The sequence below is a fragment of the Saccharopolyspora hattusasensis genome (genome assembly GCF_050972075.1).
GTDB lineage: Bacteria > Actinomycetota > Actinomycetes > Mycobacteriales > Pseudonocardiaceae > Saccharopolyspora > Saccharopolyspora hattusasensis.
Genome location: NZ_JBPCDC010000001.1, coordinates 1,778,179 through 1,790,376, shown reverse-complemented (window position 1 = coordinate 1,790,376; position 12,198 = coordinate 1,778,179). Strand labels below are relative to the sequence as shown.

The following is a 12,198-nucleotide window of genomic DNA, read 5'->3' as shown; positions in this document are numbered from 1 at the left end:
GAGGAGGTTCCGGGGGTGGCGGAAAATCGCCGCGGGTCGGCGCGCCACCGTGACTCCATCCCGCACCACTAGGCATGATGTGCACCGACCCAAACACATGATCGAATACAGCGGAGCTAGAGTTTCGAAGTGGCCACTGTGCGCGCTGAACGCTTGGTGAACCTGGTGCTGTGTCTCCTGTCGACCCGCCAGTACCTCACCGCGGAGCGGATTAGGGCGATCGTGCCGGGCTATGCCGGCGCGCCCACCGGCGAGGCCTTCTTCCGGACCTTCGAACGCGACAAGGCCGAGCTGCGCGACCTGGGGATCCCGCTGGAGACCGGGCGGAACTCCGCCTTCGACTCCGCCGACGGGTACCGCATCGCCCGCCGCGACTACGAACTCGGCGACATCGACCTGGAGCCAGACGAAGCGGCCGCCGTCGCCCTCGCGGTGCGGCTGTGGGACTCCCCGGAGTTCACCTCGGCGGCCCGCGGCGCCCTGCTGAAGCTGCGCGCCGCCGGGGTCGACGTCGACGAGCGCTCCTCGGCGGCGGTCGAGCCGAAGGTGCGCACCAGCGAACCCGCCTTCGCGTCGCTGCTGGCGGCGGTGCAGGCCGGGCGCGTGGTGGAGTTCGACTACCGGCGCCCGAGCAGCCCGGACGTGCACCGCCGCACGGTCGAACCGTGGGGCGTGGTGTCCTGGCGGGGCCGCTGGTACCTGGTCGGGCACGACCGCGACCGGCAGGCGCCGCGCTGCTTCCGGCTGTCCCGGATCCTGGGGCAGGCCAAGGCGGTGGGCCCGGCCGGTCAGGTGCAGCGGCCGCCGGACACCGACCTGCTCCGGCTGGTGGCCGGCGAGCAGCGCGAGCCCCCGCCCAGCACGCTGGCGCGGATGTGGGTCGCGGCCGGTCGTGCGCAGGGGTTGCGGCGCCGGGCGACCGTCGTCGAGCAGATGGAGCTCGGCGGCGATCCGGGTGACGTGCTGGAGCTGGACCTGCTATTCCCCGAGTCGGCGGCGAGCTGGCTCGCCGGGTACGGGCCGGATGTCGCGGTGCTGGAGCCGGACACGCTGCGCAAGACGGTGCACGAGATCCACCTGGACGTCGTCGACCAGGAACGCGGGTTCGACCAGGAGGGCCGATGACGAGCGCGACCGCGCGGTTGCCGAGGCTGCTGGCGCTGGTGCCGTACCTGCTGAGCCGCCCGGGCATCCCGATCGCCGACGCCGCGGGCGACTTCGGCGTCACCGAGCAGCAGCTGCGCAAGGACCTGGAGCTGCTGTGGATGTGCGGGCTGCCGGGTTACGGGCCCGGCGACCTGATCGACCTGTCCTTCGAGAGCGACTCGATCATCGTCACCTACGACGCGGGCATGCGGCGCCCGCTGCGGCTCACCGCCTCCGAGGCAACGGCACTGCTGGTGGCGCTGCGGGCGCTGGCCGACACCCCGGGCATCACCGACACCGACGCCGTGCAGCGCACCCTGGCGAAGGTGGAGGACGCCGTCGGGCAGGCCCGCCCGGCGGGCGTGGTGGTCGGCCTGGAGGGCCGGGAAGGCGCGGTGCGGCCGGGAGTGCGCTCGGCGGTGCAGGACGCTACGACCCGCCGCCACGCGCTGCGGATGCGCTACTACACCGCCTCCCGTGACGACATCAGCGAGCGGATCGTGGATCCGATGCGGCTGCTGCTCATCGACGGGCGCAGTTACCTGGAGGCATGGTGCCGCAGCGCGGCCGGGGTGCGGATGTTCCGGCTGGACCGCATCGACGACGTCCAGGTGCTGAACGAGGTCGCGCAGCCGCCGTCGGAGGCCGAACCGACCGATCTGTCGGCGGGGCTGTTCCGGCCGGCCCCGGACCAGTTCGTCGCCGAACTGGAGCTGGAGCCAGACGCGCGCTGGGTGGCCGAGTACTACCCGGTGGACGAGCTGGTCGAGCTGCCGCGGGGGCGGGCCCGGGTGCGGATGCGGTACTCGGACCGGTCGTGGATGGCCCGGCTGCTGCTGGGCCTGGGCGGCCAGGTGCGGGTGCTCAGCCCCGACGAACTGGCATGTGACGTGCGTCAACGCGCGAAAGACGCGTTGGCGCGGGCGCGTCACCTCCCGTCCACCTGAGCCCGCTACGGTGACGCCGTGCCGTACACGTGGAGCCTTGTCCTGCTGGCCGCCGGCCTGATCCTGCTCGCGCTGTTGCTGATCCGGTTGTTCCGGGAGCTGCGTAGGTTCAAAGCCGTGCAGCGGCAGGTCTTCCACGACTTCGGTGATCGCAGCGGTCTGGTGAAGGCACGCGTGGCCGGTCTGAAGGTGGCGTTCGCCCAACGTCGCGATCGGTGACGTGCAACGGCCCTATTTGTCGCCCCCTGCCTTGCGTACCATTGCGCCTGCAGGGACATCACGAAAGGTTGGACTCGGATGGGTTTGCCAGGTGGCTGGGAACTGATTCTCATTGTCTTGGTCTTGGTGCTGCTCTTCGGTGCCACCAAGCTTCCGCAGATGGCCCGTTCGCTCGGCCAGTCGGCCCGCGTCTTCAAGGCCGAGGCGCGCGGCATGAAGGCCGACGAGGAAGCGGCCAAGAAGGAGAAGGCCGAGCGGGAGCCGAAGCCGGAGCTGACTTCCGGTGAGTCCGGCGCGCCCCCGGTCACGTCCGCGCTCGACGAGAAGCAGCGCAACGACTCCAAGAACTGACTGAGGACGGGAACGACAAGGTGGGTGCCAGTGCACTGGGGCGCCTGAACCCGTTCCGCAAGGACCGCCGTCGGTGGGGGCGCAGGCACAACCCCGATGGCACCATGACGCTCGTCGATCACCTCTACGAGCTGCGGTACCGGTTGGGCGTGGCCATCGTGGCGGTGGTCGTCGGCGCGATCTTCGGGATCTGGTGGTTCTCCAACTCGGTCTTCGGGCTGCCCACGCTCAGCGATGTGCTGCTCGAACCGTACTGCCAGCTGCCGGTCACCCAGCGGCTGAGCCCGAACGGGACGTGCCAGCTGCTGCAGACCGAGCCGTTCGAGATCTTCATGCTGACGCTGAAGGTCGGGGTGTCGATCGGCGCGGTGCTGTTCAGCCCGGTGTGGCTGTATCAGTTGTGGGCGTTCATCACGCCCGGGCTGTACGCCAAGGAGCGCAAGTTCGCCCGGCTGTTCGTGAGCTGCGCGACCGTGCTGTTCGTCGCCGGGGCGGTGTTGGCGTACTACATCCTGCCGACGGCGCTGGGGTTCATGTCCGGGTTCGGCGGGAACGCGTTCTTCACCGCGCTCACCGGTGGCAAGTACATCAGTTTCATGCTGCTGCTGCTGGTGATCTTCGGCGTCAGCTTCGAGCTGCCGCTGATCCTGGTGATGCTCAACCTGGCCGGGATCGTCAGCTACGCCAAGCTGAAGAGCTGGTGGCGGGGGCTGGTCTTCGCGCTGTTCGTGTTCGCCGCGATCGCGACGCCCGGGCAGGACCCGTTCTCGATGCTGGCGCTGGCGGCCGCGCTGAGCGTGCTGTTCGCCATCGCGATGCTGATCTGCCGGGTCAACGACAAGCGCCGGGCCAGGAAGCTCGAAGGCCAGGGCCTGGAGGGCCTGAGCCCGGACGAGGCTTCGAAGATCGACTTCCGGGCCTCCGGGCTGGACAGCACGCCGTCGCCGAGCCCGAAACAGCACGACGACGTGACCTGAGACCCGTGACTGAGACCCGTGACTGAGACCCGTGACCTGAGACCCGTGACCTGAGACCCGTGACCTGAGACCCGTGACCTGAGACCCGTGACCTGAGACCCGCAATTTCCATTGAAATCGAACCTTCTGAGGTTTCGCAGTTTTGGTGGTGACACGATCGGTTGATCTTGGTGTCGGGTGGGGTGGCGGGGCCGGAGATAGCGGAAGCATCGGCGTGCTACTAACCGCCCGCTGATGGGGAGATTCGCCGATGCTTCCTGCTGGAACCGTACTCGCGTCCTTACTGTCTGTGCTGGAGGGGGTGCGGTTGGTGTTCACCGCGCCGACGTTCATCACGTTCACGCAGCTGGTGACGGGGCTTTTGGCGGCCACGGGCCCGCGGACGGTGACCGGGATGTGGGGCGCGGCGGGGCTGGCGGGGGTGTCGCATCACGCGCGGGCGCACCGGTTTTTCTCCGATGCCCGCTGGAGTCCGGACGCCCTGGGGCTGGCGCTGGCCCGGCTGGTGGTGGCCCGTCTCGTCGATGACGGCCGGCCGTTGCGGGTCGGCATCGACGACACACTGTTCCACCGCTACGGTTCCAAGACCCACGGGGTGTTCTGGCAGCACGACGGCTCGGCCAAAGGCCGTGACGGTATCGGCCGCGGTAACTGTTTCGTGGTCGCCGGGCTGATCGTGACACTGCCGTTCATGGCACGCCAGGTGTGCCTGCCGGTGCTGTTTCGCTTGTACATCCCCAAGAACAAGTCCGGGATCTCCAAACCCGATCTCGCGCGGGAACTGGTAGGGCTTGTGGCGGCAGCGTTTCCCGGACGCCAGATCGACGTCGTCGTCGATGCCGCCTACCGTGGCCCGGCCTGGCGCACCCCGTTCCCGGCCAAGGTCACCTTCACCACCCGCCTGGCCTCCAACGCCGTGCTGTACGGCCCGCGCCCGCCGCGCACCGGCCGGCGCGGGCGCCCCCGGCTCAAAGGCGACCGGCTGGGTACCCCCGCGGACCTGGCCGCTACCGCCACCTGGCGGCGCACCCGGGTGCGCCGCTACGGCAGTACCGACACCGTGCTGATCGCGGTGATCCCGTGTCTGTGGTGGGGATCGCTGTACACCACCCCGGTGGTCGTGGTGCTGGTCAAAACCCCCGACTCCACCAAGCCCTACGACATCGCTGTGGTCTCCACCGACACCACCGCCACCGGCGAAGCCCTCATCGCCCGCTACGCCGACCGCTGGTCGATCGAGCAAACGATCAAGGACTGTAAAACCCTCCTCGGCACCGGTGAGACCGCCAACCGGGTACCCGCCGCCGTGCAGCGCAGCGTGCCCTTCACCATGCTGGGCCTGACCATCCTTATCCTCTGGTACGCCCAGCACGGCAACGCCGTGACCGACCTGGCCATCGCCCACGCCGGCCGACCCTGGTACCGCCGCAAGACCCACATCAGCATCGACGACATGCTCATCGCCTTCCGCCGAGCCCGAATAACAACGATCAGCGCAGGTCACAACACACCTGATCAAAACCCGACCGGTCCCCCGACCAGCACCCCCACCGCCGCATAACCGCGAAACCTCAGAACCTTCGATTTCAATGGAAATTGCGGTGGCACTGGCCAACTAGGGCCCGGTGGGCGAAGATTCTCCCTCGTGCACTGCGTCCTGTTGATCAACCCTGCCGCCGGTGGTGGACTTTCCGCGAAGGTGGCCGGCGAAATCGTCGGCCACCTTCGCGGCGTTTTGCGACGTGCCGCACCCGCTGCGGGCGCAGCGGGTGCGGCTGGGCGGTGAGAACGGCTGGCTGGCGTACGCCGACGGGGAACCGCAGGCCCGCCTGCCGCTGAGCATGCGCTGCGTTCCCGGCGCACTCACGGTGGTGGGTTTCTGACCCGGCTGTGATGGGATGCGCATGGCTGCTGGCGCTAGGGCTGCGACGGTGGTCGGTGCGATGTGAAAGCCTTGGGGGGTGGCTGCCAGCCGTTCGTACCCCACCAAGCCGTCCCCGGCCGACGCCTTCTCGGCGCACGCCCGTCGCAGCGCGCACCCCAAGTTGGCCGAGTTCGCGGGCGAGCTGTCCTTCGAGCTCGACCCGTTCCAGCGCACCGCCTGCCAGGCCCTGGAGGCCGGGCACGGCGTGCTGGTGTGCGCGCCCACCGGGGCCGGGAAGACCGTGGTCGGCGAGTTCGCCGTGCACCTCGCTCTCAAGGAGGGCCGGAAGTGCTTCTACACCACGCCGATCAAGGCGCTGTCCAACCAGAAGTACGCCGACCTGTGTGAGCGGCACGGTAGCGACGCGGTCGGGCTGCTGACCGGCGACACCTCGATCAACGGCGAGGCGCAGGTGGTCGTGATGACCACCGAGGTGCTGCGCAACATGCTCTACGCGGGCTCCCGCAGCCTGGACCAGCTCGGCTACGTCGTGATGGACGAGGTGCACTACCTCGCGGACCGCTTCCGCGGCGCGGTGTGGGAGGAAGTGATCCTGCACCTGCCGGAGTACGTGCAGGTGGCGAGCCTGTCGGCGACGGTCAGCAACGCCGAGGAGTTCGGCGAGTGGCTGCAGGAGGTGCGCGGCGACACCACGGTCGTGGTCGACGAGCACCGGCCGGTGCCGCTGTGGCAGCACATGCTGGTCGGGCCCCGGATGTTCGACCTGTTCGGCGGCGAGACCGCGGATCGCGAACTGCAGATCAACCCGAACCTGGTGCGGCACACCCAGCAGCTGGTCCGCGTGCACCTGCCCTTCGCCGGTCGGCGCGGCGGGCCGAACACCAGGGGCAAGGGTCCGCGCCCGCCGCGGTTCTACCCGCCGTCGCGGGTAGAGACGCTGACCGGGCTGGACGCGGCCGGGCTGCTGCCGGCGATCGTGTTCATCTTCAGCCGCAACGGCTGCGACCAGGCCGTTTCCCAGTGCATGCGGGCGGGGCTGCGGCTGACCACCGACGCGGAGATCGACGAAATCCGTGAGGTGATCGACGAGCACACCGCCAACCTGCCGGAGTCCGACCTGGCGGTGCTGGGCTTCTGGGAGTGGCGGGAGGCGCTGGAGCGCGGCCTGGCCGCGCACCACGCGGGCCTGCTGCCGGCGTTCAAGGAGACCGTCGAGGAGCTGTTCGTCCGCGGCCTGGTCAAGGCCGTGTTCGCCACCGAGACGCTGGCGCTGGGCATCAACATGCCCGCCCGCACGGTGGTGCTGGAGCGGCTGGTGAAGTACAACGGCGAGTCACACGTGGACCTCAGCCCCGGCGAGTACACACAGCTCACCGGCCGGGCCGGGCGGCGCGGCATCGACGTCGAGGGCCACGCGGTGGTCGTCTGGCAGCCGGGCGTCGACCCCAAGCAGGTCGCCGGGCTGGCCTCGACCCGCACGTACCCGCTGCGCTCGTCGTTCCGGCCCGGCTACAACATGGCGGTCAACCTCGTGCAGCGCGTCGGCCAGGACGCCGCGCGGGAACTGCTGGAGCAGTCGTTCGCGCAGTTCCAGGCCGACCGCTCGGTGGTGGGCCTGTCCCGGCGCGTGGATCGCAACAACGAGGCGCTGACGGGCTACTCCGAGGCGATGCACTGCCACCTGGGCGATTTCGACGAGTACTTCGAGCTGCGTCGCCGCATCTCCGAGCGGGAGAAGCACCTGGCCCGGCAGAACCGCCAGTCGCGGCGCGCGGAGGCGGCGAAGTCGCTGGAGAAGCTGCGCAAGGGCGACGTGATCGCGGTGCCCGGCGGGCGGCGTTCGGGGCTGGCGGTGGTCATCGACCCGGGGCTGGAGCCGATGGGCGAGCCGCGGCCGCTGGTGGTCACCGAAGACCGCTGGTCGGGGCGGCTCTCGGTCGCCGACTTCACCTCGCCGGTGGAGCCGCTGGGCAAGATCAAGCTGCCGAAGCACGTCGACACCCGCTCGCCGAAGTCCCGCCGGGACCTCGCCTCGACGCTGCGCAACACCGGCCTCGAGGCCCCGGGCGGACGTGGCCGGCGGCGCTCCGACGCGACCGACGACGCGGAGCTGGCGACGTTGCGGCGCGCGTTGAAGGCGCACCCGTGCCACGGCTGCGACGAGCGGGAGAGCCACGCCCGGTGGGCCGAGCGGTACGAGCGGCTGCGGGGCGAGAACGAGAACCTGCGGCGCAAGGTCGCCGCGACCACGCACTCGCTGGCCCGCTCCTTCGACCGGATCGTCGCGCTGCTGACCGAACGGGACTACCTGCCGGTGGCGGGCTCGTCGGAGGGCGAGGTCACCCAGCACGGGCGGCGGCTGTCGCGGCTTTACAGCGAGTCGGACCTGCTGGCGGCCGAGTGCCTGCGGGTCGAGGCGTGGCGCGGGCTGGGGCCCGCCGAGTTGGCGGCCGTGGTGTCGTCGCTGGTCTACGAGTCGCGGCGGGAGGGCCTGGCGCCGCAGGTGCCGGCCGGTGCGGTCAGCGACGCGCTGGCCGCCACCTGGCGGCTGTGGGCGGAGCTGGAGGACGACGAGCGGCGGCACAAGCTGGACCGCACCCGCGAGCCGGACGCCGGTTTCGCCTGGCCGGTGTTCCGCTGGGCGCGCGGCGAGTCGCTGGAGAAGGTCCTCACCGCGGCCGCTTCCAGCGGGCACGAGCTGTCAGCCGGTGACTTCGTGCGCTGGTGCCGCCAGGTCATCGACCTGCTCGATCAGATCCGCGAGGTCGTCGGGGCGGCGGACCCGGTGGGTTCGTCGGCGGTGAAGGCGGTCACCGCGATCCGCCGCGGCGTGGTCGCCGCCGGCGCCTTGTGACCGCCGCCCGGCCGATTCGGTCGGCCGGGCTGTTGTGGTTGGATCTCCTGGCGTCGGGAATGTCGCGATGGCCAGGTGAACTTCGTCGGAGGTGCAGATGTCGTCCCCCTACGGCCCGCCGGGGGGCTATCCCCAGTGGGGGCAGCAACCCCAGGGGCCTGGGATGCAGCCGGCGGCGCCGGGCTATCCGCAGCCGGGTGGTTTCGCGCCGCAGCGACCTCCGCAGCAGCCGCCGCAGCAGCCGCCGCAGCCACCCCATCCCCAGCAGCAGCCCTACGGCTATGGCCGGCCGCAGTACCCGCAGGGCGGGCAGTATCCGGCACCGGGCGGCTACGGGAGGTTCGACCAGTTCGAACGGCCGAAGAAGAAGCGCTCGGCGCTGCCGTGGGTGCTCGGCGGGATCGGCGCGGTCCTCGCGGTCGGCGTGGTGCTGGTGCTCGGGTTCGTCACGCCGGGCTGGTTCGTGCGGCCGGTGTTCGACGCGGCCAGCGTGGAGAAGGGCGTCACGCAGACCCTGAAGGGCTCCTACGGGCTGCAGGGCGTCGGGAACGTCAGCTGCCCGAGCGGGCAGCCGGTGGCGGTCGGTCAGCGCTTCGACTGCAAGGTCGGCATCGACTCGGCGACCAAGACCGTCACGGTGACGGTCAAGAACGAGAAGGGCGTCTACGAGGTCGGCCACCCCAAGTGAAATTCGGTCGACGCGTGCCGGGGCGGCAGGCAAGATCGTGGCGTGAGCCGGCCGAAGTGCGCGCGGTGTCCGAATCCGAGTTCCCCCGGGCGAACGACCTGTTCCGCCATGCCCTGTTGTGGCAGCCGTCGAGCGACGAGGAGTGGGCAGGGGCCCGAATTCGAGTGTCACCTCCGAGCAGAATCCACAGTGGACAAAGGGTGGGCTTTCTAACGGCTCAGGGGGTCAGGGCCGCGATCAGGCGGTCGATGCTGGCACCCAGGCCCCAGATGCGCTGGAGCTCGCGCAGGCGGTCGGTGTCCACAGGGGACTGCGGGAGCGCATCAGGGCGGTCCTGGACCACCGGGGCGTCGCGGGCCACCCGGACCACCGACGGGGCCGCGGCCAGGTAGTCGGCGGCTTCCGCGAGCTTGCCCCGGATCCTCGGGGTCAGGCGGGAATCGCCGCTCCCGGCCGCCGCGAGGAGCGCTTCGAGCGAGCCGAACTGGATGATCAGCTTCGCCGCCGTCTTCTCGCCGATGCCGGCCACCCCGGGCAGCCCGTCCGACGGATCTCCGCGCAGCATCGCCATTTCCGCGTAGTCGTCACCGGCTCGGCCGGCCGACAGGGCGTACTTCTCCGCGAGTTCGGCGGGGCCGTAGTCCAGCGCCTTCGCCAGGCCTGCGCCGACGTAGATCACCCGGACCGCGGTGGGCTGCGTGCGCACCAGCTGAAACAGGTCCCGGTCGCCGGTGACGACCTCGACCGGGTCCCGGTCCTCGCGGTCGGCCAGCGCGCCGATGACGTCGTCGGCCTCGTAGCCCTCGGCTTCGGCGGTGGCGATGCCCGCCGCGTCGAGGACTTCGAGGATCACCGGGATCTGCGGCGACAGCGTGTCCGGGACCTCTTCGGCCGCGGGGTCGTCCTCGGCGACGCGGTGTGCCTTGTAGGACGGCAGCGCGTCGACGCGGAACTGCGGCCGCCAGTCGTTGTCCAGGCACGCCACCAGCCGCGACGGCCGCCGGTCGGTGATCAGCTTGGCGAGCATGTCGCAGAAACCGCGCACCGAGTTCACCGGCGTGCCGTCCGGGGCGGTCAGCGAATCGGGCAGTGCGTAGTACGAGCGGAACCACAACCCGGCCGAATCGACGAGCATCAGGGGACCAGTCACAGCTCGCCAGCTTGTCACGTCCTCGCCCCCTGCTCGCGATGGGTCCGCAATTTCAATGGAAATTGGTGGTCCAATTTCCATTGAAATTGCGGAAGTTGTCCACAGGTACCCGAGGTTGTCCACATCCTTCGGCGTGTCGGGGTGCGACACGCCGGAAGATCACTGGAGTTGGCCTACGGCGCGGTGCCGAGCCTCGGCCGGATCCGGCCCGGTGAGGGCGTTTTGGACGGCCTGCTGCCAGTCGGCGGTCGCCGCTCGCGGCATGCTCGCGGCCGGGGCATTGGACCAGCCGGGGCGGCGGGTCGCCGCCCCGGGGTTAGGCTTGGGAGCCATGGCCACCGTCTCGATTAAGCAGGATCCATCAGTGTTCGCGGCCCGGCTCACCAAAGCCGCCGAAACTGCTGCCGCGGCGGAACTCGACGCGCTGCTGATCACGCCCGGTTCCGATCTGCGCTACCTCCTCGGCGCGGGCGGGGAGTCGCACGAACGACTGACCTGCCTGGTGTTGCCGGCCGACGACCGACCCGCGCTGGTGCTGCCGAAGCTGGAGGAGCTCGGCTTCGCCGACATCCCGCTGGCCGAGCTCGGCATCGACGTCGTGACCTGGGTCGACGGCCAGGACCCGCACACCATGGTGGCCGACCTGGCCGGCCGCGGCGGGGCGCCCGCCCGGTTGGCCGTCGCCGACGTGATGCCCGCGTTGCACGTGCTCCCGCTGCGCGACGCCCTGCCCGACGCCGAACAGGTGCTGACCGGGACCGTGCTGCGCGAACTGCGGATGCGCAAGGACGCCGCCGAGATCGAGGCGCTGCGCAAGGCCGGGGCCGCCATCGACCGGGTGCACGCCCGGATGGCCGAGTTCCTCAAGCCGGGCCGGACCGAGGCCGAGGTCGGCGCCGACATCTCCGCCGCGATCCTCGAAGAGGGCCACACCGAGGCGGCGTTCGTCGTCGTCGGCTCGGGACCGAACGGCGCCAGCCCGCACCACGCCGTGTCGAACCGGGTGATCGAGCGCGGCGACGTGGTCGTCATCGACATCGGCGGCCCGAACGCCGAGGGCTACAACTCCGACTGCACCCGCACCTACGCGATCGGCGAGCCCGCGCAGGCGGACGTCCGCGAGACCTACGCAGTGCTGGAGGCCGCGCAGCGCGCCGCGGTCGAGGCGGTGCGGCCGGGCGCGACCGCCGAGTCGATCGACGCCGCCGCCCGCGAGCCGATCGCCGCCGCCGGGTTCGGCGAGTTCTTCGTGCACCGCACCGGGCACGGCATCGGGCTGGACGTGCACGAGGAGCCCTACATCGTCGGCGGCAATGCCCTGCCGCTGGAGGCGGGCATGGCGTTCAGCGTCGAGCCGGGCATCTATCAGCCGGGGCGCTGGGGCGCGCGGATCGAGGACATCGTCATCGTCACCGAGGACGGCGTGGAGAGCGTGAACAACCAGCCGCACGAGTTGATGGTGCTGCCGGCGTGAGCGACAGGTCCGCGACGCCAGGCGCCCTGGAAGGCACCGACCGGACCATCCTGCGCGAACTCGCGCGGGACGGCCGGTGCAGCTTCACCGATCTGGCCGAACGCGTCGGTTTGAGCGTTTCCGCCGTGCACCAGCGGGTTCGCCGCCTGGAGCAGCGCGGTGCCCTGCAGGGCTACACGGCCAAAGTGGACGGTGACCAGATCGGGTTGCCGTTGACCGCGTTCATCTCGCTGACCCCGATCGACCCGGCCGCGCCGGACGACTACCCGCAACGGCTGGAGCACCTTCCGCAGATCGAGTCGTGCTATTCGGTGGCCGGCGACGAGTCCTACATCCTGCAGGTGCGGGTGACCTCGCCGCTGGGACTGGAGGAACTGCTCCGGCAGATCCGCGAGGCGGCGAAGGTCTCCACCCGAACGACGGTGGTGCTGTCGACACCGTTCGAGAACCGCCCCCCGGCGATCTAAATGGAGCGGGGGCGTGAGTGATTTTCGGTGCTGTAGCGCC

The 12,198-nt window shown here is 70.3% G+C and carries 13 protein-coding genes; 11 read left to right on the top strand and 2 right to left on the bottom strand.

What is annotated here, in order from left to right:
• The first annotated feature begins 129 nt into the window (after positions 1 to 129).
• The 9 genes from ACRXBZ_RS07470 to ACRXBZ_RS07430 all read left to right on the top strand — a co-directional run bounded on the left by ACRXBZ_RS07470 (position 130) and on the right by ACRXBZ_RS07430 (position 9,067).
• On the top strand, positions 130 to 1,125 hold the full coding sequence (locus ACRXBZ_RS07470) for a helix-turn-helix transcriptional regulator (RefSeq protein ID WP_433878417.1): 996 nt from the start codon (positions 130 to 132) through the stop codon (positions 1,123 to 1,125).
• Positions 1,122 to 2,093 carry a helix-turn-helix transcriptional regulator gene (locus tag ACRXBZ_RS07465; protein ID WP_433878416.1) on the top strand — a complete coding sequence of 324 codons (972 nt, stop codon included), beginning with the start codon at positions 1,122 to 1,124 and terminating at the stop codon, positions 2,091 to 2,093. Before ACRXBZ_RS07470 ends, ACRXBZ_RS07465 begins: the two co-directional genes overlap by 4 nt.
• 18 nt (positions 2,094 to 2,111) lie before the next feature.
• Positions 2,112 to 2,312, top strand: a complete 201-nt coding sequence (locus tag ACRXBZ_RS07460; protein ID WP_168584432.1) for a bacteriophage holin — start codon at positions 2,112 to 2,114, stop codon at positions 2,310 to 2,312.
• Between the two features lie 78 nt (positions 2,313 to 2,390).
• The gene (gene tatA / locus ACRXBZ_RS07455; protein WP_168584431.1) at positions 2,391 to 2,663 is read left to right on the top strand and encodes a Sec-independent protein translocase subunit TatA; all 273 of its coding nucleotides are present in this window, start codon (positions 2,391 to 2,393) and stop codon (positions 2,661 to 2,663) included.
• Between the two features lie 20 nt (positions 2,664 to 2,683).
• Positions 2,684 to 3,640, top strand: a complete 957-nt coding sequence (gene tatC / locus ACRXBZ_RS07450) for a twin-arginine translocase subunit TatC (RefSeq protein ID WP_433878415.1) — start codon at positions 2,684 to 2,686, stop codon at positions 3,638 to 3,640.
• Between the two features lie 250 nt (positions 3,641 to 3,890).
• Positions 3,891 to 5,201 carry an IS701 family transposase gene (locus ACRXBZ_RS07445; RefSeq protein ID WP_433878414.1) on the top strand — a complete coding sequence of 437 codons (1,311 nt, stop codon included), beginning with the start codon at positions 3,891 to 3,893 and terminating at the stop codon, positions 5,199 to 5,201.
• Between the two features lie 181 nt (positions 5,202 to 5,382).
• On the top strand, positions 5,383 to 5,523 hold the full coding sequence (locus ACRXBZ_RS07440; protein ID WP_433878413.1) for a hypothetical protein: 141 nt from the start codon (positions 5,383 to 5,385) through the stop codon (positions 5,521 to 5,523).
• Positions 5,524 to 5,601: 78 nt separating this feature from the next.
• A complete protein-coding gene (locus tag ACRXBZ_RS07435) occupies positions 5,602 to 8,379 on the top strand; it encodes a DEAD/DEAH box helicase (protein ID WP_433878412.1) in 2,778 nt (925 codons plus the stop codon).
• 97 nt (positions 8,380 to 8,476) lie between these two features.
• A complete protein-coding gene (locus tag ACRXBZ_RS07430) occupies positions 8,477 to 9,067 on the top strand; it encodes a DUF4333 domain-containing protein (protein ID WP_433878411.1) in 591 nt (196 codons plus the stop codon).
• A 217-nt stretch (positions 9,068 to 9,284) separates the two neighbouring features.
• Here ACRXBZ_RS07430 and ACRXBZ_RS07425 read toward each other — a convergent pair whose 3' ends face one another.
• Together ACRXBZ_RS07425 and ACRXBZ_RS07420 are read right to left on the bottom strand one after the other, a co-directional pair.
• Positions 9,285 to 10,202: a 5'-3' exonuclease gene (locus ACRXBZ_RS07425; protein WP_433883820.1), complete on the bottom strand. Its 918-nt coding sequence runs from the start codon at positions 10,200 to 10,202 to the stop codon at positions 9,285 to 9,287.
• Between the two features lie 174 nt (positions 10,203 to 10,376).
• Entirely contained in the window at positions 10,377 to 10,550 is a 174-nt protein-coding gene (locus ACRXBZ_RS07420) for a hypothetical protein (RefSeq protein WP_433878410.1), read from the bottom strand.
• Between ACRXBZ_RS07420 and ACRXBZ_RS07415 the strand changes: the two genes are divergently transcribed.
• Together ACRXBZ_RS07415 and ACRXBZ_RS07410 are read left to right on the top strand one after the other, a co-directional pair.
• Positions 10,549 to 11,691: a M24 family metallopeptidase gene (locus ACRXBZ_RS07415; RefSeq protein ID WP_433878409.1), complete on the top strand. Its 1,143-nt coding sequence runs from the start codon at positions 10,549 to 10,551 to the stop codon at positions 11,689 to 11,691. The genes ACRXBZ_RS07420 and ACRXBZ_RS07415 overlap by 2 nt on opposite strands.
• Positions 11,688 to 12,158, top strand: coding sequence for an Lrp/AsnC family transcriptional regulator (locus ACRXBZ_RS07410; protein ID WP_433878408.1), 471 nt, complete (start codon positions 11,688 to 11,690; stop codon positions 12,156 to 12,158). Before ACRXBZ_RS07415 ends, ACRXBZ_RS07410 begins: the two co-directional genes overlap by 4 nt.
• Positions 12,159 to 12,198 lie beyond the last annotated feature (40 nt).